The sequence below is a fragment of the Novosphingobium oxfordense genome (genome assembly GCF_044029435.1).
Taxonomy (GTDB): domain Bacteria; phylum Pseudomonadota; class Alphaproteobacteria; order Sphingomonadales; family Sphingomonadaceae; genus Novosphingobium.
In genome coordinates this window covers 472,497-495,252 of sequence record NZ_CP147007.1, presented here as the reverse complement: position 1 = coordinate 495,252, position 22,756 = coordinate 472,497, and the positions used below count along the sequence as shown (strand labels likewise).

Sequence of the window (22,756 nt, the reverse complement as noted above, 5' to 3'; positions counted from 1 at the left end):
GGCAAAGATCATGTATGCCAAGTTTTGACGAGAATCCCACTCGGTAAGGTTTAGCAAGTTGGTGGGCGCCGACAGGCCTGCGGGATAAGGGCGACGAGCGACTTCTCGATGTTCCGACCTGCGTCGAGCGTGTTCGGAACTTCGAAGTCCTTGCGGCAAGGGACACTCGGCTCAAGGACTATGTTCGCGCGTTCCTCGTTAGGGACTACCGGATAGCCGGGCCGATTTTCTGGTCGATGGTGAGATAAAACGCCGGTCAACTTGTGATGATGGTTCCGACCATGCGCCGCGGTTCGAATTGTGTACCCTTGCCGTAAGCGGAAAGCGCAATCGGAGCAGCATACTACTCAGAAACGCGGTTTCGGCCTGAAACGAACACGAAATTCGCACGCAACGACCTCCTCGTAGCCATTCTAGTGTGACTGTCAAAATGGGCTGAAGCCGTGCTGGCGGCTAGCGGAGGGATCGATGCGACCTAAGGAATTTGGACCAATAGCGAGGGCCTCTCGCGCCTTGGCCATCGGATTTTCGGGCCTTTCGCTGATGCTGGCATCGTGCGGAGGAGACGATTCCTCGTCATCCTCGACGTCCAGCAGTACCTCTACGACGACCTCCACCTCGACATCCTCGACGAGCACGTCCTCATCGAGCGGTTCATCGTCGGCCTCCAGCGGCACGTACACAACGTCGACCTGTTCGACGACGAGCGGGCAGGGCGCCTACATCACGTGCCTGGCGACCAACTATCTCGCGACGCTCAGCACGACGCAGCAGACTTCGAGTATCTATACGCTGAGCCAGGCCAACGCGACCAATTACTGGTCGAACCTGCCTACTACATTCGTGACGCGTCACGGACTCGCGCTTTCGGCACTGACCGATACGCAGAAGGAAGCGGCCGAAGCGCTGCTCGCAGGCGTGCTCTCGACGCAGGGCCAAACGACGATGGCCAACCTGCGCGCCGCCGACGAGTACCTCAAGAACAACGGCGGCGGCAGCGATTACGGAGAAGACCTCTACTACGTCTCGTTCCTCGGCACGCCATCGACGAGTTCGGCCTGGATCCTCGAATTTACCGGGCATCACTACACGTTCTTCTACGCGCTCGACGCCTCCAACGCGCCGGTCAGCCTCACCCCCAATTTCGTGGGCGTCGAGCCCAAGAGCTACACCTCGGGCAGTTCGACGCTGACGCCGATGGCCTCCGAGCACGATGCGATGAAGGCCGTGCTCGATTCCTTCAGCACCAGCCAATTGGCGGCGGCCAAGCTTTCCACTTCGGTCAGTGATCTCGTGGTCGGTCCGCAGGCAGACGGCAAGTACCCTTCGACCCAGTCCGGCATTGCCGTCTCGGCGCTCGATTCCAGCCAGCAGGATCTGGTGAAGGCCGCCATCGCGACGTATGCCAGCGATGCCAACGGCACCGGGCAATACGATGCCTATGTTGCCAGTTCGGCACTGGGCAGCACGTACATATCGTGGTCGAACTATTCCGACCTTGCGACGCAGGGCTCCTACATGCGCATCGACGGTCCGCGCATCTGGATCGAGTTCTCCGTCCAGAGCGGTGTCGTGTTCAGCGCGACCCACTACCACACCGTCTGGCGCGACAAGACTTACGACTATGGCGGCAATTTCAGTTTCTGAGGTGAGAGGGTTGGGCCGGGGCGGCCGGCGATGGCTGCCCTTTCTGTTACTGCTCGGGGCGCTGTTTCCGGCATCCGCACCTGCCCATCCGATGCCCGATTCCGGCGTGGCTGTGCGCATGCACGAAGGGCGGTGGCTGTTGCGGCTGACGTTGCCCTTCGACCGCCTGGCTATGGCATTAATTTCGACCGGGCGGATTGCCGATCCGGGGCCAGGGTTCACGGCATATCCGGTGCCGCCTGAACGCGCCGTGCGCGATTACGTGCTGGCCAATGTCCATTTGGCGAGCACCGACGGGCAGGCGTGGAAGCTGCATGTGCTTTCGCTCGATAAGCCCGCGGCCAATACCCGCAACTGGACGGTCGATATCGAGGCTCACGCTCCGGCAGGACACGATCCGCGGCGTGCGCGCCTCGGCTACGACGTGATCATTCGCGACGTCATTCCCGATGCGGCGATCGTCTCGGTGGATCAGGATTGGCAGGGTGGGGTGCTTCCCGGACATCCGCGTGTGCTCGGAAAGCTCGAGCGCGATGAGCGTGCAATTGTCATCGGCGGGACAGAGGGCGCAGGCTTTTCTGCGTTGCTGGCGATGATTGCGCTGGGCATCGAGCATATCGCCGAGGGCGCTGACCATATCGCGTTTCTGGTGACGCTGCTGCTCACCGCGCCGCTTGCCGCACGAGCCGGCAACTGGATTGCCGAGCGCGACAATCGCCGGGTGCTTGCCAATACTTTCTGGCGGGTGACCGCGTTCACGGGCGGACATACGCTGTCGCTGCTCGCCACCTCGCTGGGGCTGCTTCCAGCAGCGGGGCAGGGGGTGGAAGTACTGATCGCGCTGTCGGTGGCGATCTCGGCGGCCCACGCGCTAATGCCGATCTACCCCCGGCGTGAGGCTTGGATCGCAGGCGGTTTCGGGCTGATCCACGGCATGGCTTTCGCGACCGTGATCCGCGAACTGGAACTCTCTACTACCCAAACGGTGCTGGCGACGCTTGGCTTCAATCTCGGCATCGAAGTCGCCCAACTGGGCATCGTCGCGCTCGTCATGCCATTGCTGTTGCTGCTGCGCGGCCGCAGTGCCGAGCCTTACGTGCGGCGCGGCGCGGCGCTTGTGGCGTTGGCGGCGGCCTTGTGGTGGGCGTGCAGTCGGATGCTTGGTGAGTAGTATCTCTCCGAAGGTGCCTGCGATGATCACGGTGCAACGGATTTTCAGCCTATACGCAGCACGAGGATAAAGGTTCTGGTCAATCCTCGCCGTGGGTGTCGAATAATCAGAAGGATAGCGTATTCGTGAGGTTTTGGGCTTCCGCTGAGGTATATCAGCCAGCATTCTTTAGCTTGGATCGAGCTCGCCGATGTGTCGAGGGACATCTCAACACTGCGCTCAATACATCCGTCCTTGCAGATGCCGACATAGAGCTTGGTTATATCCCGATCGTTATGCCGGCGGATATGCGCAAGGAATACCCACAGCGATCAAGGGCGTCGATCAGAAAGCGGACTTATACCTGCGCACCACAGCTTGACTACGATGTGTTTGTCACGGGGGCGTTTGAGGAGCAAATTCTGGAGTATCTGCGCGGCTTGTCGCAAGTGAGCGCGCATCTGCCCAAATTTGGCTTCAATAGCGAGCAGGTCGCGGCATTTGATACGATACTCTCTGCTGCTTTCGCGGTGATACTTAACAAAAGGCCGGACCAAACGAGGCATTAGACGGCTGTTGCTGACTCTCGCAGGTCAGGATGCTGCGATCGGCTTGGTTGGTATAGGTTCGATTTCATTGCAGCGGCTCCCGTTCAGGTTCGGAACTCGTGCGGCCGCAATTTCTCATGAACAGGCAAGTGGCCATGTTCGAGAGGTCTCTCCAGGAGTTCCGCTTGTTCGCGCCTGGTTGTCGATATTTCGATCCGGCTCACTAAGCGTCAGCTTGTGATCAGTGTCGGGCGCTCAATCTACCTCAGATCTCACGCAAGTGGTACTGCGTTGACCGTTTCGTAGCGAAGTTCGCCGGCGACCTCGTGGATGGGGGCCCGCGCGTCAGTTCGCGCGGGGCAACGATGGGATGCAATTGCCGAAGCCAGCGCTCTCTCGTTCATCGCAACCGAGCGCTGGCCTCAAGATACGGCGTATCGATCGGGACCGTAAGCGCCATCATAATCCGCGTCGAACAGATCGCGCAGTCGACGGTGGTGCCAATTTCCTTGTGGCAAGATAGGCAGGCCTTGCGCGGGAACCGGCCGCCAACAAGGTCCAGCAGAAGATGCTCGTCTTCAGAGAAAACCGGACCGCTCCCTGCTTGGATTGGCCGCTCCAGAACGATCTCGTACAGTCGGATCAGACTGTCGAAGACCGGTGTCAGCATCGCACAGTCCTGGTCCCCGAGCAGATGCGAAAGACGTGGCTGGACCGGTTCGCCAGCTCTTCGCGCCTCGCTCCAGCACCGCATGGCATCGACCAGCATCATGGCATGCGCGGCCTCCTGCGGCGCAGGCGGCGAGAATTGGGGAGGCAAGTCCTTTTCAAATGCTACCCCTCATGTTTGGCGATCTCGCTTATTGCGATTTATTATCAATTGCTTGATGGCGACGCCGCCGGCAAGCCCTTCCTGAAACGGCATTTCCGCCGCCGCCGCTGCTGCAACGCTTTGCCCCTGGAAACCAAACCCGATCGCCTCGACGCGCGTTCGCAGCAGTTTGCAAAGACACGGTCATTGATCAGAAGGCGACACTCAACGCGGCTCGGGCCGAAAGGTCGGTGCTATCTGAAGTCCGCTCCATTCGGGTAGAAATCCTCCAGGTGAAGTCATACCCGCCTGCAAGCATGCCCACTTCGGTTACCCAGGCGCTCTTCACGCTTTCGCCAGCAATGGTGAAGGCGTCTCCGGCGTCGTAACTGTCACCGCCGTTGAAGTAAGCCGTGGTGCTCCCCAGCTTTCCGCTCAGCGTCTGCCTGCGGCCAGCCTCGACAGTGAAGGTCAGCGGCTGCCAGTCGGCCGACACTGTTCCCAGAGAATAGGAGGCGGTTAGCGTCGGGGTTGCGCTCAGTTGCTTGCTCGTCCGACTGGCGACCGTGAGCGCGATCGCGTCGCTGTCCGCTGTCTCCTCATAGCCGCTTTCCCGCAGCCACATCTGTTCGATCTCGATCTTGGGCTTCAGGCTGAAGCGGCGCGAGACGTCATACTTGTAGGATGCCCCAAGCAATCCGGAGAACAGCCACCCGTTCCAGCTGCCGTCGGCATCGTACGTGAAGTCGGTATCGTCGATAGTTCCAGTGTAGGTTCGCGTGGAATCGATCGAAATCCGCGACGCCCCAATGCGGGCATAAGCCATCAGTGGTCCCTTGGCGGTTCGCCAGAACGCACCGAAATCATGCTGACCGATGTCAAGGATGCCGGTCCCGCCATTGTCCTTCAGCGAACTTTGGACCCAAGCGTAGGAAACGCCGAAGTAGCCCAGATCCGTATGCCGCTCGACGCCGGCCGACAGGCCCCAACCACTCAGCTTATAGCTTGCGGTGCCGGTTGTCGCCTTGCTCGATCGGAAATAGATCGGCTCGATCCATGCATCGACATCGGAGATATCGAACATCGTGGTCTCATCGCTCAAATGTCGAGCGGCCGCGCGGTCAGCCATGGTGACAGCCTTGAAAATTCCTCCTGCATGGTCGGGAAGCAGCGAACTCACCTGCGTTCGCAGCGTATCGCCATCGGCGATATCGAGGAAACTGTCCGTGATATCGTCGTCGTTCTGCGCGGTCGCATAGATGGCGTCCCACGCGGATGCCTGCGACCTTGTCAGGCCGAGTTCGTCGGTCGTCTTGCGTGACACGGTAAGATAGATGTTGCTGTCGTCGGAGGAGACCGTGCCGTTGTAGATATACGGCGTGTTCACCGAGGAATTGAGCGTGCCGTCGATGGTAAGATCGTCGGCGGTAAGCACCGTATAGGTCCCCTCCGCCGAAGCGAGGCTGCTGAACGTGGCGCTCACGCTGGCGCCGTCTTCGAGCGTCGCGGAATTGACCGAGATCGTCGAACTCTCGTCTCCATCGACATAGACGCCGATCGTCCCGCTCGAACCCACATAGAGGTTGCCGAAGCTGACCGTCGTCGCCTCGCTGGGCGTATACGTGCCGCCGTTGACGGTCATCGCCACGTTTTCTGCGTTCGTCAGAAGACCCGTGTAGGTCGCCGAATCATTGATGGTAACGGTGCCGGTCTCGCCTGCAAAGTCCATCGTGCCCGAATAGAGCGACTCACCCGACAGTGTCGTCGTCGCAGTGCCAGTCCCCCAGTAGATATCGCCGCTGTATTCCGCATCGTCCGAAAGCGTCAGGGTATCGTCGCCGGCGCCGAAGTAGGTATCGCCGCTGATGAGGCCGGTCGACGATGAGATCGTATCGTTGCCCGAGCCGAGCAGGATGTTTCCGTAGATCCCGGCATAGACGGTGGTATCCTCCTCGCCGGATTCCTCCTCATTGTCCGCCTTGGTTTCCGCATCGTCATCATTGAGATACTGCGAGATGGTGACGCCCGTGGTGTTCGCCGACAGGTCGAGCGCCGTACGCGTGTCGGTGCTTGATCCACTAGCGCTGATGTAGCCGGTGTTCTCGATGCTTGTCAGCGTTCCCGAAAGATCCTGAACCGCGATCGTCGTCCCCTCACCCGGGGACGACAGCGAAGCGCTGATCGTGCCGCTGTTGTAGAGGCTGGTCACGGTGCTGCCCTCGTTGATCTGCAGTGCCACAGCAGTGGAATCGTACGAGATGGCACTAAGCGTTCCCGAGACGCCGATGCCGTCGGTCAAAGTAACGTCTCCGCCCGCGCCGCCGACAACCAAACCGTAAGCGTTGGTGTTGCTGTAGTAGGAGTTCGACGTCACCGTGCCTTCGATGGCAATCGAGTAGGTGCCGACATTGGCATTCACGGCGCCGATGGTGATGTCGTCGGTGCCGCCCACCTGGATCGCCGGTCCGTTGCCGTAGTTGTAAATGACGCCGGTGCTTTCTTCGGAATCAGTGACGCCGTCGCCATCCTCATCGTCGTTATCGTCGTCGTCGTCGGAAGGAGGCGCGGCCACGTAGATGCCGCCGGCGACATTTCCGGTTATCGATACCGCCGCAGTGCCCGTGCGCAGCGCTGCGCGCGACAGCACCTCGGTGTCGCCATCGTCGTCGGTGTATGAATAGCCCTTGGTGACCGTTCCCTGGATTGTGACCGCACCGGTCACGTCGCCTGCTACGCTAACCGCAGTCGAATTGAACCCTACGACCGATACGGAACCTTCAACGGTCACGTCGCCGTCGACGCCCTGCGTGGAAATGCCGAGTGCGTTGTCGCCGATAACCTTGATGGTGCCGGTGTTGGTAATGTCGCCTGTCCAATCGCCGGCGAGCACGATACCGCCCGAATCCTGGCCCTCGACCGAGATCAAACCTTCATTCAGGATCGTGCCCGAGGCATCGCCTGCGACATAGACGCCGTAACGGTTGCTTGCCGAGGAAATACCCGTCGTGACGATGTTGTCGTCGTCATCGATCGTATAGTCTTCCAGCACTTTGATCGTTGCGTCCTCGCCGATCGAGATCGACGAGTTCGTGCCCGATGCGACGTAGATGCCGGTCGCCCCGTCGGTGCTGCCCCCGACAATCGCGCCGTCCACCGTCGCCGAAGAGTCGCTGTTCACCGTGATCGCATTGCCGCTGGAGACGGTGATGGTGCCCGCACTGGTGACGTCGATATTACCGGCACTTGCCGTCGAAAGTGCCGTTGTCGTGCTTTTGGAAACGGTGGTATCGGCAAGGGCGGGACACGATGCCAGCGCAAGTGAGAGGGTACCGATGCTGGTTGAAGAATACAGGCTACGCATTTGAAGAATCCCATGTCATGAATTCGGACACGCGGCTGCGCGCGACGCGCACGTCGCCGCAGCCGGTTCCAGCGCGGATCATTTGAAAGGTCGGTCCGAGCGGCGATCCGCGGCTCAGCCGCGTTGCCGGTGATCGTCGATGTGCGAGAGATCGGGGAGCTCCTCGCACTGTTCCGCCCATACGGTCGGGGTGAATAGATACCCCTCGTTCCTCACGGTGCGGATGAGCTCGACCGTTCCCTTGGGCCGCAATTTGCGGCGCAGACGGAACAACCGGACGTCGATTGTGCGATCATCCGATCCCGGATCCTCGACGTGGGCGAACTCCATGAGTTGCTCGCGCGAAAGGACCGCGCGGGGATGCTCGACGAAGGCGCGAAGCAGATTGTATTCGCCCGGAGAGAGGGAAACCATTTGCCCGGCCGGGTTGAACAACAGGCTGAAGCCCAGATCCATGCGCCATCCGGCAAAATGCAGGCAATTGCCGGAGGTAATGCCCGCGACGCTCTCGGCCGTCTCCGTCGGCTCTCGCCGGTAAGGGGGCGCCGCGCGCCGACGCAGTACCATGCGTAGGCGTGCCAGCATCTCCCGCAAATCGCACGGTTTGGCGATGCAATCGTCGGCGCCGATTTCTAGGCTGACGATCCTGTCAATGCTGGCGTCGAACTGCGAATAGACCACGACAGGCGGCCCGAGGGGCACCAAATTGCGCAGGCTCTCAAGCCCCCCCATCGGAGAGGAAGCGATATCCAGTACGACAAGGTCGAAGCAAGGCACTTCGTTTCGGCGCTGAATCGCCGTCAAATTATCGGTTCCAACGGCATCATAGCCATGTCGGGACAGGAACTCGATCAGTGATGAACGGCCATCCTGGTCGGGATCGACAACAAGGATGCGGCTCTCAAGGGGCGCGGCAGCGGAAGGGATGGTCTGCATGCATGCTGGGTAAAACCGGTGCATATAGCGGAGATTTCAAAACCCGCCCGTCCGGCCCGCCGTGCCGATACATTGCCACAGAGCGGCGTGAATTTGCCAAATTTCCGCCATTGCATCGCAATCGATCGTGACAGTACCGCCACAACATCGAAACTATGCTGAGGGCGATACACTGTAATCCCATTGCACGATCCTGTACTTGTTCTGGCCGGTTTTCGTTCCAATCGCCCTTGTCTCCGGCCGATACGAGCTATCGTCCTGTTTTGTCGTCGATAATGCTGTTGCCATCCGCAATTGAACATGGCTTCCCTCCCCGTCACGACCGGTAAATCGCCTAATTCCGAGAAGCGTCCGATGCCGGCGCGACCCGCGCCTTCGCCAGCGCGCGCGCCTATCGCCCGAGATGAAATCCTCCGCGTCTGGGCTCGGCACCACCTCTCCATGCGATAGGGAGCCTTGGCCGCCTGCTGGTCGGGCGCTGGCACGATACCGAATATCCTGAAATCTGCGGGAAACGCCCAGCTGGGACGGCACCTTCGAGGATGCAAACAAGCCTCCGGTGCCCTCTAGTTCGGAATCGCACGATGCCAAAGCTGCCACTCAGAGCTCCTTCGCGGACGTCTTCCAACAAATTCACCCAGATCAGCGGCTCGATGTTCGCCTTGATCGCGCAAGCGGCGGTCCTGTCCATAACGGCCGGGTGCGCTGGCGCGCTCGTACATTCTTCCAGGCTAGCGCCCAGAACCAGCTCCACTGCTGTGGAAAGCCGACCCCTTGAGCCCGCGCGAGTTCCGGTCTTTTCGTCGGTCACAAAGTCGCATGTCGCGCCGGCACATGAAGAATCGGAGCCCCCACTGGCCGCCGCGGAGCGGCCCACATTGAGCGGCCCGGGCCAACCGGCCGCCAGAGTGCCCGCAGGCGCCCAGGCACCGGTTCCGGAAGAGAGCACTTCAGTCGCCTCTTCTGATACGATCATGGTTACCGGCAGCCGATCGGTCCCCCCTAAACCGCCCATAGCACCAGCCAACGCGGACAACACCGCAACGATCGCATTTACGATCGTCCCGAGAGTGGATTGCCGCACGTGCCGGTTGTCCAAAATCACCGTTTCGCCGACCGGTGAAGTGCTGATTGAGTTTGGGCGATGGGATGCAGTTCATAACGACTGGGACTACCAGCATTCACGGGCCAAGGTTAAACGGCGGACGGCCGACGCATTCGCGGCTAGTCTCAGTGAGTTTCGGCCGAAGGGCGAGCCGACGGTCTCGGCGACTGTACCCCAGTGCGACCAGTCGACGAGGAATGCCGGCCTCAAGATCGAATGGATCGAATTCGGACGCCGCGATCAGCTCGATGTGCCATTCGATTGCTCCGTGCGCAGCGACAACCAAATCGCTCAGAAGATACTTGGTGCTCCCGCAATCCTGGGTCTTCAGCGCATAGGGGTGCCGTAACTAGCGGCCCTCGGCACCGGGCTGACGGTTTTGTCATGAAGCTATGTTGGCTTCGGTCGCCATGGCTTTGGTGGCCAAGTTGAATGAAAGTCCAAACATGCCGCCATGGCCCGCTCCCGGATAATTTTTGAAATTAGGATTGAACCCCTCCGATTTTAGCAATTGGAGGGCGGTGAATAGGGCTGCCGCCACTGCACCTATTGCGAGCACGGGGGAACGCCATGTCTCGGAAAAATCGACCAAGGCAAGGCTGAAGCTGAGAATCGGGCTCATCGATGGCGATATCAGCACGGTGCCGATGACGACGGCTGGAGACGAAAGCAGCAAGCCCAGTATGGCAATGGCGGCTGACATCATGACCATGAACGCATCGCGCGGCGACCATCCGCTGTCATCGCGAATGCGGGCGAGGACAGCCTCGTGATCGATACGCCCGACAACCGAACGAAGCCATCAGCGAGAGAGCGAGATGCGCTGCAAATGCACATTGAAATGCTCTTCCGGCCGGGCTGAGCGGTCTATGTGTTCTAAATGCTCTCTCAGTCCGTCTTCAGGCGTAATCTGTTCCAACGAAAATAGCCCGATTCCGAAGAGGCATTGGAAGAACCGGTTCAGTCTCGCACACATGGCCCAAGGTCGCCCAGCACCATGCGGTAGTCCTGGTAGGCCTGCTGCTTGGCCGCAAACGTCCGGGAGACGTACGCGTCCTGAGCCGGTGAAGGCGGCAGGAAGCAGGCGAGGCTATACCACTCGAGGCTGTCCTTGGCGGGCGGGTGCGGATCTCCTCCTGCCACTTCGCCAAACGAAACGCCCCAACTCGTTCCTGCTCCCGGCGCATGGCGCACCGTGATGGTGGCGGGGCCCTTCTGGGTATCCAGGAATATCTGCGTGCGGCCCTGGCCGGCAAGATTGCCTGCAACATATCCAATCTCTCTGACGCGCGTTACCGGTCGGAGCGAGCGCGCCGAAACCAGCCCGCGCAGGATCGAGCGCAGCTGCATCTCGCCCTCAGGGGTCCATATTTGCTGAGCGCCGGGTTCGACCAGCTTCAGGTCCTCGGCCTGGTTCGGCACGCGCCAGGCGAAGAGCAGCACATTCTCTCCCTTGAGGTTGGCTGCCCTTCCGCTTCCATCGAGCGGCAGTTCCACAAGATAGCGCAGTGATCCGCCAATACCGCTATCTCCATAGAGCAGCGACTGTGTTTTCGCTTCGACGTAATACATGCCATGGAGGGGGGCGGTGACGTGCGCTTGGGGCAAGGGCGACATGCTTGTGACTTGCGCCTTGATCACGAGTTTAGCCTTCCGTGCAAGATCGACCATCTTGGCATAAGGAGGCTGCGAGACCGACGTGCCGATGGGCTGTGCCGCTGCACTGTTGGGCAGGCTCGCGCTCGAAAGCGCGGCGATAACGGTCAGGAACTGCATGCGATTGACGAACATTGGCGAACTCGGCGCTTGGGGGAATCGGGGGCGAACACGGACACTAGAGCAGGGCGGGCATGACTTTGACAGGGTATCTGGCTGCAGGAGCCGAGAAATCGGATCCGGCCGGGCGCTGGAACACCCCTGAGGTCAAACTCGGGGATGATCGCCTGGAGGTGATCGAGAGTCTGCCTGTATACCTTCGTACCGAGCCCACATCGTGTACTCAAAAAGGGATTTCGTTTGCCTTGATCGAGTGACCTCATCTTCGGCGTGTTCGGAACGGCAGAAAAACACTGCAGAATTTGGGGGAAGCTGCCATTCCGGCATGCCTATGACGCCGCGAGATCATCGCCGTGGCCATGTCATTTTCGACACTAGCTAGACGTCCGCAACCTCAGTTTCGCGGCGATCGGCTTGCCCCCAGTCAATATTGCGCGTTGCATACATCACTCCGGCTAGAGAGATGAACAACAGCGCCGCACCGATGAGCAGCGACCATGCCTCAAGGTTCAGCAGCACGAAAAGTAGCGCGTAGAGCCCTATAAGAAGCGCGCCGATGAAGCGCGCTCGCCCCCAACTGCCTAGCACGGCCGCGCTGTAGCTCGTCAGAAGTCCGATAATTGCACTGCTGGCTGAGAGGTAGGCGGGAGTGAAGCCGACCACCTCTGCAAAGCCAAGCAGCAGCATGAAGAATAGCACCAGTCCGGCGCCCGTCAGCAGATATTCCGCAGCGGCCACGTGCGCGCCGCCAACAATGTCAAATAACAGGAACGCAAGGAACGTGAAGCCGATGAACAGGAACCCGTATTTCACGGCCCTGTCGACCTTGCTGTAGAGATTGACCGGCTCGACAAGGCCGACGGTGACGAACCTTGCTTGGCTAGGAATGGGTTCCGAACTGCTCGTGCTGGCCACGCCGTCTTCGATCGACGGAGGGCCAGCTTCATCCGTTGACACCGGCGCTTCGCCCAGCGCGAGTTTATCAATCGTGTAATCGGCGTGGAAGCCGTCACTGGAAATCTCCGGCCTCTCCGGCAAAAAGGCGCCCCCGAAGCTGGGGCTCGGCCACGAGGACGACACGTTCCATCGGGTTTGTCCGCCGCGCGGAACGAGACTCAGAGAGCGGCTGCCGCGCAGGCCGAAACGGTAATCGACCGAGAGGCTGCCTTCGCCGTTCCACGGCAGGAAGGCAAAGAAGCCTTGCCCGCTTGTTGCTCGCGGCCCCTTGCCCGGCTGCACTGCAAGCGCCTGTCCATCGGCCCTGAGAACCGCCCCCTTTGTCAGTCCGCGCGCATCGGACGCACCCATGCGCAGCTCCGCCTGATCCCAGAGCAAGCGCTCGCGGGTCACACCGAACCGCGCAAGATCGGGCGGCAGCGTAAAGGTCGCGACACCACTGATCTGGGCCTCGAAAAGCACGCTGCGATAGATCGATTTGCGCCGTTCCTGCGGTGTTACGCTCGTCGTGACGTTGTTTTGAGTTGGTGAGATATAGAGAAGCTTGTCGACCTCGACCGTGCGAGCAACGATCCTGCCGTCGACTTCCTCGTTTTGTGTCTGTGTCGTGCGGAATGGCACGACCACCACCGGGCCCGCGATGACCTGCGGCCCGCCCCAACCTGCATTGATTGCGTCTTGCGCAGTCTGTGACTGGCGCTCGCGATCCCAGATCAAGGCGTAAACAAGCATAAGCGGGATCGCGAGCGCCAGGCCGATCAAGCTGGCGAAGAGCAATTTGATTCCCGGGGATCGTTCCCTATGTATTCCTTTGCTCATGGCCGCCTCCGCTACAATCTTCCAGGTTCGTGGAACAAGCATTCGCTGGCCTGCCCTTGCACGAAATGAGCTTTCGGCACAGAATTGGTCCATGCGCCCAGGAACGTCCTTAGGTAGGGTTGTCCCGCGTGATCAGGCTCCTATCTTGATCGTTTCGATGCGATGCTTCAATCTATTGATATCAACCGAGTGTCTGCGCAAACGGCCTAAGGCAAAGCCACGTTTGGTAAGATTCGATTCGGATCGCGGATCGGGCTGAGCGTGTCAGGCGAGGCCTGAACCGCAGGGCGGCGTATAAGATTTCGAGTTGCAGTATATGGAGCTGCGGAGCGATTTCGTCTATCCTCTCCGTTGGTCCAGCAACGGCGGCGGCGTAGCGCACAGCACCGCCGGCATTGAATACTGGGCTCTTAATCGCGCTTGCGCCGAGAAAGTTGCCATTGCGATCGAAAGCCATCGCATCGCGGACTATTCCGGGCAAACGGCAAGCAAGTTCTTCGCGGTCCAGCGTTTCTGCGGTCAGCTTTGGAAAATCGGTTCTTGCCAGGTAAGAGTTACACGGGTGCTCGGGCAGAAAGGCAGCAACATCTGGCCCGCAGTTGCAGCATAGAGTGGTCTTATGTGCCCCGAAGGGACCGTGAACCGCAACGGCTTAATGGATTGAATGACGGCGATGCAGGCGGCTTCATTCTGGGTCTCCGTCAACTCGGCGAGAATGATGGATTCGCCTGTCTCGGGGCCTCGCACTTGTCGAGACATAACGATCATCGAAGTGAGCGTTGCCACCTACCAGAGCCGGCCGAGGCATCCCACGTTGCTATGCCCCCGAATGGGTGATGCCGTTTGCCGTCGTCTGACGCAGGTCAATGCGACATTACAGAACGAAAGTGTTGTTCTGCACTCGAACATGCCTAGAATCAGCGGATTATGAGCTCCTATGGCCTCATCATCTTCGTGATGACAGCCTCGCCGGTGGCGATGGTCGGCCACGGTCATTCGGCCGACAAGGCCGCGCTCGGGATCCAATGGCATATCCTGGCGATGTACGGACCCAGCTTCGTGACCCGGCGACTGATGGTGCGGTTCGGCAAGGAGCGCGTTGCAGCAGTGGGACTTCTGCTGATCGGAACCTCGGCGGTCGTGGCGCTAACGGGTGTCGATATCCTCCACTTCTGGCTGGCGCTCGTCCTTCTCGGCGTGGGCTGGAATTTCGGATTTCTGGGAGCTACGCGATGGCCGCCGATTGTCATACGCCCCCTGAGGGTGCCAAGGTGCAGGGAACCAATGACTTCCTCGTTTTTGGTTCCGTTGCCTGCGCATCCTTCTTCGCAGGATCCCTGCTGCACAGTTCAGGCTGGACGGCAATCAACTGGCTCGTCCTCCCGTGCGTTTCGGTCGCGTTTTCGCTGCTCGCCTGGGGAAGCGGCCGTCACGCAACTCTGAAAAGGCTCAATGCATGAAGAAGTTTCCGGTCTGGCTCATCGCCAGCGTCGGCATAGTTGGCGCATTCGCGGGAGCGTATGCAGCAATCCATTCCGTGCCGGATGCGAAAGCCGACGTTATGGCTTCACCGGCCGAGCGCGAGCGCATGAAGGGCATGCTGGCCAATGACCCTGGCTTGCCCAGCGTCGCTCCGCAGGGCTTTGACGCGACGATTGTCGTCTTCTCCGACTACCAGTGCCCCTATTGCCGCAAGATGCATGGCAACCTGAAGCAGCTTCTGGCGAGTGATCGCAAGGTCCGCATCGTTTATCGGGACTGGCCGATCTTTGGTGCCGCCTCGCTCGAAGCGGCACGCGCCGCCATGGCTTCGCGCTATCAGGGCAAGCATGCTGCCTTCAACGACGCCCTGATGGCAGGCCCCGTCAAGCTCGATCACATCGCCATCCGCAATGCGGCTGAACGCGCCGGCGTCGATTGGCCGCGCCTGGAGGCCGACCTTGCTCGCAACAAGAGCGCGATCGATGCCTCGCTGCGCAAGACGGGGCAACTCGCCGAAACGCTCGGCATTTCGGGAACGCCTGCCTTGGTGATTGGTGACTATCTGATCCCAGGCGCCATCGACGCCGCGACGTTGCGCGAGGTCTTGCAGAAGACGCGTCAGGGCGCGCGCTGACAACGGTTGGTAGAGCGAGAGCATGAGGCAAACTTCAAGAGTGAGTTCGCCAGCCGCAGCTTGACTGCGCCAATTCATCCGGCAACCTCGTTGGTATCGTAAATTCTGCAAGTCGCCGCGAGAATGATCATCGGGGAGTCCGGTCAATGCCGAAATTCCGGTGTCTGTGATAAGTTTTGGACCAAACCAAATCGTGGCTTAACGCAAGAATGCCCGCAGTGCCGAACGCATCGAAATTGAGCGGTTAAACTCGCTTCTCCCTCTGCCCAAGCTGTCTAGATAGCAAGGCCGTCAAACAAGAAACGGGAGGGAGACCCACCATGAGGACGGCATTTGCGCTGCTCTGCGGCGTCGCTGCGGCAGCAATCTCGACACAAGCTCAGGCCCAGTCCGATCAGGCCGAGACGGCGCAGCCCGGCGATGCGGGCAATGCCAGCGGGGACATCATCGTCACCGCTGCGCGTCACAGCCAGAGCCTTCAGAAGGTTTCGGCCACGGTCGACGTACTGGGCGGTGAAGACCTCGCCGCCCGGGCGACCGTCAGTATGGCGCAGGCGCTTGCCGCCACGCCCGGTGTGAACACCACCACTCAGCCGGGCGGTTCAGCCATCAATATTCGTGGCCTTGGCGCCGATACGCCGACCGGCACTACGCAAGGGTCGGTCGCGCTCGAATTCGACGGCGTCTACAATATCATCGCGCTCGGTACGACCACCGGCCTGTTCGATGTCAGCCGCATCGAGGTGCTCAAGGGCCCGCAAGGCACGCGTTACGGCCCTAATGCCGAGGGCGGCGTAGTCAATGTCATCACCAATGATCCGGTACTTGGCGACTGGTCGGGCAGAGGCTCGGTGACTGTCGGCAATTATGCGTTGAAGCGCGTTGAACTTGCCCAAAATATTCCGCTGGGAGACAAGTTGGCCTTGCGGGTCTCAGGCGCCGCAGTCGACCGGAATTCCTACTTCAAGCCCGCGGCCAGCGACAGCGTTGCCCAGTCGCTTCGAGCCAAGCTGCTGGCCCAGCCCACAGACGATCTGACGGTCAAGCTGACTTACCAGGTCGATCATATCGGTGGTACCGGGCAGGGGTCGGAAGCGGGCTATCCCATCATCATCAGCAAGGTCGCACCCTATTCGGGCGACAGCATCAACGACAGCGGCAATCCCTGGCACAAGGGCGACCTGTGCGGCACGGATTCCAGCGGGAACACGGTCTGCCCCTCGGACAACAAGTCCGACGTCACGTCGCAGACCTTCAGTGGCAGCGTCAGCTACAACGTGACCGATGCCGTCGTGCTCGATGTAACCGGTTCCTACATGAAGATCACGGGTTCGGACTACAGCTGCACCGATTCCGGTCCGCCCTGGGCAACGAGCGGTACGACCACGTGCGGCCACGTCTATTCCTACGCGCCGTTCAACCAGTATTCGGCCGAAGCGCGCCTGCATTCGGACGCTTCCTCCAAGGTCCAGTGGAACCTTGGTTACTATTACTGGGATTACCGCCAGACCAAGTGGGACGATGCGTTTCAGTCGGTCGACGGCAAGCTTGGCGGTACGCAGAACGGCACCCGCACCAATGCGCTGTTTGGCGAGGTCACCTATCCGCTGACCGACCGCCTGCGTGTGATCGGCGGCGCCCGGTACAGCTGGGACCGGCGAATGCTCAAGCCTGCCGGCGTTTCCACCGTATATACCGCGAACCTCTCTCACTTCGACTACCGCGTCGGCGAGGAATACGACATCGCGCCGAACATGATGCAGTACTTCACGGCATCGAGCGGCTACCGTCCGGGGGGCATCACGTACGACGGCAGCTCGGGCACGGCCTCGGTGTTCAAGAGCGAGGTAACCCGGGCTTACGAGTTCGGCCTCAAGAACAGGTTCTTCGACAACCGCCTGACCCTCAACCTTTCCGCCTTCTATTACGACCAGAGCAATTACCAGGATATCGACAGCTACGCGGGCTACGACGTGACGTTGACCAGCGCCAGTTCGGCTGGCGCGGTTGGCGATACCTACACGTGCCAGAACGGTGGCAACCAGCCGGCGGAATGCTCCTTGCCAACGTTCAACATCAAGAACGCCTATAACATCGGCCTTGAATGGCAGGCGCGATACCTTGTCACGGACAATGATGTACTCGGCTTCAACGGCACGCTGATGAAGGCGCGCTTCAACAAGAAGCAAGGCGCGTGCGCGACCGTTGCGGCTCCCACCGCGACCGGCTGCTGGATAGGCTACAACGATCAGGGCACGGGCGACCTCCTGTTCTACAACCTTGCCGGGACCAGCCAACCGCACTCGCCCACCTTCAGCATGGCCGTGAGCTACGAGCACACCTTCCGCTTCGCATCGGGCGCGAGCCTCGCCATCGGCGGCGATGCCTTCCATTCGAGCGGGTACTGGGTCCATCCCGTCCACGACGCGGCTGGGTACGGTTATCAGCCAGCCTACTGGCAGGAGAACCTCAACGCGCGCTTCACCACCGCGAACGAGAGGATCAGCGTGGCTGCCTTCGTGAAGAACCTCTCGAACTATGCAGTCAAGCAGTCGACCCTGCCGGCCACGACGATCGGCGATCCGCGAACTTATGGCGTCACACTGGGCTTCAACTGGTGAAAGCCTCGGGCTGGCGGATTTCCTCCTCCGCCGGCCCGTCCTTTTTCGCGGAGGTAATCGGGAGTCTGGCGTGCAAGCGAATGTGATGCAGAGGTTTGGCTGGGGAGCATTGGCGCTTGTCCTTGCTGGAGGATGGGCACCTTATCCGGCCGGCGCCGTGACGGGCAGGCCTTCCTCGCCGACCTTCACCGTCGGTGCGGAGCGGATCAACATTACGCCGACCGATCTGGCCGGGCTCAACCCGATGGATGGTAGGGCCTTTCGCGGCGTGCACGATCCGATCCACGCGAGGGTCATCGTGCTCCAGCTTGGCCGGGAAGTAACAGCTTTCGTCTCGATCGATGCCATCGAGGTCGGCAATATGGACGCCGAGCGGCAGCGTATAGCCCGGGAAACGGGCGTCGCCGCAGACCATGTCATGATCACCGCGACGCACGATCATTCCGCCCCGCGCCTTGGCAGGGTTACGCCGGGCGCGCTTGCCCATCCTGGCGGCCCGGAAGTCGATGCCTATACCTCCGCGGTGATCGGCAAGGTGATCGATGGGATCAGGGCGGCACGCGCACATGCGGTGCCGGCGCGCTATGGCACGGGTGAGGGGCATGCCGACGTCAACGTCAACCGCGACGAGTACACTGCGCGCGGCTGGACCATCGGCTTCGATCCCGACGGTCCTTCGGACAAGACCGTCCATGTTATCCGTTTCGACGATCTTTCGGGTCGGACCATCGCCGCCATCGTCAATTACCCGGTTCATGCTAATGTCATGCTGGGCACGGACCTGCTGAGCGGAGATCTGACCGGAGCGGCGGCCGGATTTGTCGAAAACACGCTGGGCGGGGGCGCTATCGTGGCCTTCGCGCAGAGCACCATCGGCGACCAGGCTCCGCGCCTGTTTACGCCGGGTGCCAAGCAGGATGGGGTCAAGGCCGAAGCCGCGTGGCACGAGGCCGATACCCAGGGCACCATGCTCGGCGGCGAAGTGCTGCGCGTGATTGGCCGGATATCGGACATGCGCGAAGCAGGCTTGCTCGCCGCCGCGAACCGGACTTTCGCCTGCCCCGTCAAGGCGGGTGTCGACGTCATGGCCGACATGCATCAGGAACCGGTCTCTTCGGTGCCGATCCGGCTTTCGCTGATCCGCCTCGATGACGTGGCGCTCGGCGGGGTCTCGGGGGAAGTGCTTACCGCGATCGGCACGAAGCTGCGCGCTTCTTCTCCGCTTCGCCAAACCCTGCTGGTCTCGCTCGTCAACGATCGCGTCGGCTACCTGCCGCCCGACAGCGATTACGATCGTCCGACATTCGAGGTGAAGGGCAGCCCGGTCCAGCGCGGCTGTGCGGAGCCGGGCATAGTTGAGGGCCTCGTCGCAATGATCCGGCAGACCGATCGTCAGGAGAACTAAGTCGATGCGTGTTTCCCGTCTTTCCGCGCTTCTGGCGCTTGCTCTCGCCAGTTCCTGTGCGACGCCGCCCAAGCAAGGAGATTGCAGGGACGGAGCCTGTACCACGCGTCTCGTCTACTTCGGCACTCACGGTCAGCAGGCCGGACAGGGCATTTTCGGGGCCCGTTTCGACGAGGCGACCGGAAAGCTTTCGGCATTGGGCGAAGTCGCCCCATTGTTCCGGCCGACCTGGCTCGTCGCCGATCCCGTTCGGCCCCTGATCTATGCCGTCAGCGAGCAGGGCAATGACGGACGGAGCAACGGAAAGGTCGTGAGCTATACTGTGGATCACGCAAGCGGCAGCCTTGCCGGGATTGGGACGGCCGATGCGGGCGGTGGCGGGCCCACCCATCTCGGCTACGACCCACGTTCGCACTCGCTGTTCGTCGCGAACTTCGGAAGCGGGACAGCAACCGTACTCCCGGTCGATCTCGGGGGCCGGATCGGACCCGTGGCCGCACGCGTACAGGATCAAGGCTCCGGGCCCAATCCGCGGCAAGCAGGGCCGCACGCCCACGGGGTTACGCTCGATCCCTCAGGACGCTTCGTGCTGGTTCCTGATCTCGGCGCTGACCGTACGTTCGTCTATCGCTTCGATCCCCGCACGCGTCGGCTCAGCCCAGCGCCGCGTCCCTATGCGCAAGTACCCGCAGGCACAGGGCCGCGCCATGTCGTCTTCGGACGCGGCGGCCGCTATGCCTACCTTGCAACCGAGCTTACGGCCCAAGTGATCGTTTATCGCTGGGATGCGTCTAACGGTGGTCTCGATCCGGTGCAGACGCTGGATCTCACGCCTGCCGGCTTCACCGGGCAGCGGAGCGCGGCCGAAATCGCGGTGTCGCGTGACGGACGTTTCCTTTATGTGTCGAGCCGCGAGGGGGAGGACGCAATCTACGTTTTCGCCGTCGATCCTGCGCAGGGCACGCTTATCGAGGTCCAGCGCTTCGAAACCGGTAAACGCCCCTGGAGCTTCGCGCTGTCACCGGGCGAGCAGTGGATGCTGGTGGCCGAGGAGGCAGCTGGCCATGTCGCGGTGCTTGCCCGTGATCCGGAGAGCGGGAAGCTTGGTGCCACGGACAATGGCATTGCCGTATACCAACCAGTCAACGTGACTTTTGCGCATTGATCCCGTTCCCCAAAGACAGGGCAAATGCGAGGGAATGGTCCCGCTCTCGCGGAGCTGCATGGACAACGCTATGATCGATCCGGGAAAGGACGGGCCGGAGAGCCCGCGGCGGATGCGAGGTGAGCTTTTGCGGGTATTGCTGGTGGAGGACGATGCGGACTTGGCCGAAGAGCTGATGGTTACGCTGCGCGCCAAGGGCTTTGCGGTCGACCACGCGTCCGATTACGCCCGCGCATGCGCGATGGGGGATGGCCATGTATACGATGCCGCCTTGCTCGATCTTGGCCTTCCCGACGGCAGCGGCCACCAGTTGCTGGCGCGCTGGCGCGAGCAGGGATGCGACATGCCGGTCCTGATCATGACTGCACGAGGTGGATGGACCGATAAGGTCGCGGGCTTCGAGGCGGGGGCGGACGATTACATCGTCAAGCCTTTCGTTGCCCGCGAACTGGAGTTCCGCCTGATGGCGCAGATCCGCCGGGCGCGCAGGGCTGGGCGGACGCGCGAAACTTGCGGGCGGCTAGGCTACGATCCGGTTTTAGGAGAATTCGACCTCGATGGGGCCTATCTTGATCTGACCGCGTTCGAGTGGCGTATTCTCACCGCTTTGATGCTGCGCAAGGGAACCCTCGTCGCGCGCTCTACCCTGCTTGAGAGCATCTACGAGGACGGCACAGAGCCGTCGCCGGGGTCGCTCGAAGTGACTATCGGGCGCCTGCGGCACAAGATCGGCCGCGACCTGATCCGGACCGTTCGTGGGCGCGGTTACAGTCTCGGTGGGGATGGGCACTGATGCGGGGATCCTTGCAGGGGCGTTTCCTTGTCATCTCGCTGGTGACCGGCCTCGCAGTGTTATTGCTGGCCGGCTACGCAATCGGTGAAGTGATCCGCGACGTGGTGATGGACGGCGCTGAGGAGATCTTCACCGCGCAGCAGGACCGCATGCGTGAAGCGATCGATGCGGACGGGCACTTTCACCGGGACGAGGTACTGTTCCTCAAGGGGTTTAACGACCATCCCGATCTTTGGGGCTGGGCGATCACGACGCCGCGTGGCACCTGGAAATCGGGCGCTACCGCACGGATTGTCGAACTGGCCCGAACGGGTGAGGAGAGCGGCGGCAAGCTGCAGCTTGCGCGGGGCGAAACGATAAATGGTCAGTCCGTTCATATGCGGATGTGGCACGGTGCCACGCAGAGCGGATTACCGCTTTCGATCACCTTGATCGGATCCGACCGCCCCTTCCAGGACCCGTTCACGCGCTCTCGTGTCAGGCTTTGGGGCGCACTTGGAGTCTTTGCGCTGGCGCTGATTGGGCTGGTCGCAGTTCAATGGCGTTATGGCTTTGCGCCCTTGCGCACCTTGCAAGGAGATCTTGCCGGCGTACGAGCCGGCCGAATTCGGCTGCTTTGCGAAGACCTGCCTGAAGAACTGCGTGCGCTCGCAAGCGAAATCAACGCGCTGATCACGCAGAACGAGGCCGGCCTGCAGCATGCACGGCTCAACCTGGCCAATCTCGCGCACAGCCTCAAAACGCCGCTGGCAACGCTTTCGCTGCGGCTTCCGCGCGAAGGCGCCAGCGAGAAGTCGCTCGAACTTCTGCAACAACTGGATACCCGCGTGTGTCATCACCTCGGCCGTGCCCGAAGCGCGGCGCTCGGCTCGGGCGAACGCGTGCGGTGCGACCCGGCGCATGTCGTTGCGCGCCTTGCGGAGGTAATGCATGTGCTGGCGGGGGGACGCGAACTGACGATCGTCAACGAAGTCGACCCGTCTTTGACGCTGGCTATCGATGCCGAGGATCTCGACGAGATGCTTGGAAACCTGCTTGAGAACGCCACGCGCTTCGCGCGCAGTCGGATCGTTATTCGGGGGGCTGTGGCCGATCGTTCGGCGTGCCTTGCGGTCGAGGACGATGGGCCCGGCCTCGACGCTGGGGAGATGACTCTGGCGATGGAGCCCGGGCGAAGGCTTGCCGAGGATGGCGCCGGTTTCGGGTTCGGGCTCGGTCTCGTGGCCGAACTCGCGGGTCTCTATGGCGGAGAGCTTGTCCTGTCGCGATCACCGCAATTGGGAGGGCTTCGTGCCGTCCTCGAATTGCCGCTGCATATTGAGTAATGTGCCTGCGGGCGCGCCATCACACCTTTCATGTTCCCCCCGAACGTTCGATTGGAAGCCATCTCATGTCATCAGGTCCACCTCCGCACCGGCCCTGAAGGTCTTCCTCGTGCAGAAGCCGGTTTAGGTGCTGGAGCTTGCGGGGCAGGGTCTTGCGCCTGCGACGGCACATGCTGCCGCCGACTGTGCAAATCTTGCCCGTGTGGCTTTATCCGATGCAC

The 22,756-nt window shown here is 61.1% G+C and carries 16 protein-coding genes and 2 pseudogenes; 11 read left to right on the top strand and 7 right to left on the bottom strand.

Translation table 11 applies throughout. The features are described 5' to 3' along the window. The first annotated feature begins 513 nt into the window (after positions 1–513). The 3 genes from WBP07_RS22190 (at position 514) to WBP07_RS22180 (ending at position 3,366) form a co-directional block, all read left to right on the top strand. Positions 514–1,647 carry a DUF3500 domain-containing protein gene (locus WBP07_RS22190; protein ID WP_395396030.1) on the top strand — a complete coding sequence of 378 codons (1,134 nt, stop codon included), beginning with the start codon at positions 514–516 and terminating at the stop codon, positions 1,645–1,647. Positions 1,648–1,657: 10 nt separating this feature from the next. Then, positions 1,658–2,818 carry a HupE/UreJ family protein gene (locus tag WBP07_RS22185; protein WP_395396029.1) on the top strand — a complete coding sequence of 387 codons (1,161 nt, stop codon included), beginning with the start codon at positions 1,658–1,660 and terminating at the stop codon, positions 2,816–2,818. Positions 2,819–2,943: 125 nt separating this feature from the next. Beyond that, the gene (locus WBP07_RS22180; RefSeq protein ID WP_395396028.1) at positions 2,944–3,366 is read left to right on the top strand and encodes a hypothetical protein; all 423 of its coding nucleotides are present in this window, start codon (positions 2,944–2,946) and stop codon (positions 3,364–3,366) included. A 379-nt stretch (positions 3,367–3,745) separates the two neighbouring features. Here the strand turns inward: WBP07_RS22180 and WBP07_RS22175 are convergent, their stop codons facing one another. The 3 genes from WBP07_RS22175 to WBP07_RS22165 form a co-directional block, all read right to left on the bottom strand. Next, positions 3,746–4,117: a hypothetical protein gene (locus WBP07_RS22175; RefSeq protein WP_395396027.1), complete on the bottom strand. Its 372-nt coding sequence runs from the start codon at positions 4,115–4,117 to the stop codon at positions 3,746–3,748. 250 nt (positions 4,118–4,367) lie between these two features. Continuing rightward, positions 4,368–7,517 carry an autotransporter domain-containing protein gene (locus WBP07_RS22170; protein ID WP_395396026.1) on the bottom strand — a complete coding sequence of 1,050 codons (3,150 nt, stop codon included), beginning with the start codon at positions 7,515–7,517 and terminating at the stop codon, positions 4,368–4,370. A gap of 114 nt (positions 7,518–7,631) precedes the next feature. Continuing rightward, positions 7,632–8,453 carry a response regulator transcription factor gene (locus WBP07_RS22165; protein WP_395396025.1) on the bottom strand — a complete coding sequence of 274 codons (822 nt, stop codon included), beginning with the start codon at positions 8,451–8,453 and terminating at the stop codon, positions 7,632–7,634. Between the two features lie 1,091 nt (positions 8,454–9,544). On the opposite strand from WBP07_RS22165, the gene WBP07_RS22160 reads away from it, so the two are divergent. Further along, positions 9,545–9,907: a hypothetical protein gene (locus WBP07_RS22160; RefSeq protein WP_395396024.1), complete on the top strand. Its 363-nt coding sequence runs from the start codon at positions 9,545–9,547 to the stop codon at positions 9,905–9,907. Positions 9,908–10,072: 165 nt separating this feature from the next. On the opposite strand, the pseudogene WBP07_RS22155 reads toward WBP07_RS22160, so the two are convergent. The 4 genes and pseudogenes from WBP07_RS22155 to WBP07_RS22140 all read right to left on the bottom strand — a co-directional run. Beyond that, a pseudogene (locus WBP07_RS22155) lies at positions 10,073–10,360 on the bottom strand (DUF389 domain-containing protein); the annotation flags it as partial. Between the two features lie 158 nt (positions 10,361–10,518). Beyond that, positions 10,519–11,334, bottom strand: coding sequence for a hypothetical protein (locus WBP07_RS22150; protein ID WP_395396023.1), 816 nt, complete (start codon positions 11,332–11,334; stop codon positions 10,519–10,521). Positions 11,335–11,712: 378 nt separating this feature from the next. Further along, positions 11,713–13,068, bottom strand: coding sequence for a cell envelope integrity protein CreD (gene creD / locus WBP07_RS22145; protein ID WP_395396022.1), 1,356 nt, complete (start codon positions 13,066–13,068; stop codon positions 11,713–11,715). Between the two features lie 223 nt (positions 13,069–13,291). Then, positions 13,292–13,657, bottom strand: coding sequence for an IclR family transcriptional regulator C-terminal domain-containing protein (locus tag WBP07_RS22140; RefSeq protein WP_395396507.1), 366 nt, complete (start codon positions 13,655–13,657; stop codon positions 13,292–13,294). A gap of 386 nt (positions 13,658–14,043) precedes the next feature. Here WBP07_RS22140 and WBP07_RS22135 point away from each other — a divergent pair. The 7 genes and pseudogenes from WBP07_RS22135 to WBP07_RS22105 all read left to right on the top strand — a co-directional run. Further along, a pseudogene (locus WBP07_RS22135) lies at positions 14,044–14,570 on the top strand (MFS transporter); the annotation flags it as partial. Further along, entirely contained in the window at positions 14,567–15,226 is a 660-nt protein-coding gene (locus WBP07_RS22130; protein WP_395396021.1) for a DsbA family protein, read from the top strand. The pseudogene WBP07_RS22135 and the gene WBP07_RS22130, both read left to right, overlap by 4 nt. Before the next feature lie 320 nt (positions 15,227–15,546). Next, positions 15,547–17,847 (top strand): TonB-dependent receptor, encoded by a 2,301-nt coding sequence (locus WBP07_RS22125; RefSeq protein ID WP_395396020.1) that lies wholly within the window; start codon positions 15,547–15,549, stop codon positions 17,845–17,847. 157 nt (positions 17,848–18,004) lie between these two features. After that, positions 18,005–19,252, top strand: coding sequence for a neutral/alkaline non-lysosomal ceramidase N-terminal domain-containing protein (locus WBP07_RS22120; protein WP_395396019.1), 1,248 nt, complete (start codon positions 18,005–18,007; stop codon positions 19,250–19,252). A 4-nt stretch (positions 19,253–19,256) separates the two neighbouring features. Further along, entirely contained in the window at positions 19,257–20,417 is a 1,161-nt protein-coding gene (locus tag WBP07_RS22115; protein WP_395396018.1) for a lactonase family protein, read from the top strand. 58 nt (positions 20,418–20,475) lie between these two features. Further along, complete coding sequence (locus WBP07_RS22110) at positions 20,476–21,210, top strand: response regulator (protein ID WP_395396017.1); 735 nt, start codon at positions 20,476–20,478, stop codon at positions 21,208–21,210. Then, positions 21,210–22,535, top strand: coding sequence for a sensor histidine kinase (locus tag WBP07_RS22105; protein ID WP_395396016.1), 1,326 nt, complete (start codon positions 21,210–21,212; stop codon positions 22,533–22,535). Before WBP07_RS22110 ends, WBP07_RS22105 begins: the two co-directional genes overlap by 1 nt. The last annotated feature ends 221 nt before the right edge of the window (positions 22,536–22,756 follow it).

Coding starts and splice junctions, on each gene's coding strand:
- WBP07_RS22125 (WP_395396020.1), top strand. CDS start 15,547: ATGAGGACGGCATTTGCGCTGCTCTGCGGCGTCGCTGCGGCAGCAATC.
- WBP07_RS22110 (WP_395396017.1), top strand. CDS start 20,476: ATGGACAACGCTATGATCGATCCGGGAAAGGACGGGCCGGAGAGCCCG.
- WBP07_RS22130 (WP_395396021.1), top strand. CDS start 14,567: ATGAAGAAGTTTCCGGTCTGGCTCATCGCCAGCGTCGGCATAGTTGGC.
- WBP07_RS22105 (WP_395396016.1), top strand. CDS start 21,210: ATGCGGGGATCCTTGCAGGGGCGTTTCCTTGTCATCTCGCTGGTGACC.
- WBP07_RS22175 (WP_395396027.1), bottom strand. CDS start 4,117: ATGATGCTGGTCGATGCCATGCGGTGCTGGAGCGAGGCGCGAAGAGCT.
- WBP07_RS22150 (WP_395396023.1), bottom strand. CDS start 11,334: ATGCAGTTCCTGACCGTTATCGCCGCGCTTTCGAGCGCGAGCCTGCCC.
- WBP07_RS22170 (WP_395396026.1), bottom strand. CDS start 7,517: ATGCGTAGCCTGTATTCTTCAACCAGCATCGGTACCCTCTCACTTGCG.
- WBP07_RS22115 (WP_395396018.1), top strand. CDS start 19,257: ATGCGTGTTTCCCGTCTTTCCGCGCTTCTGGCGCTTGCTCTCGCCAGT.
- WBP07_RS22165 (WP_395396025.1), bottom strand. CDS start 8,453: ATGCAGACCATCCCTTCCGCTGCCGCGCCCCTTGAGAGCCGCATCCTT.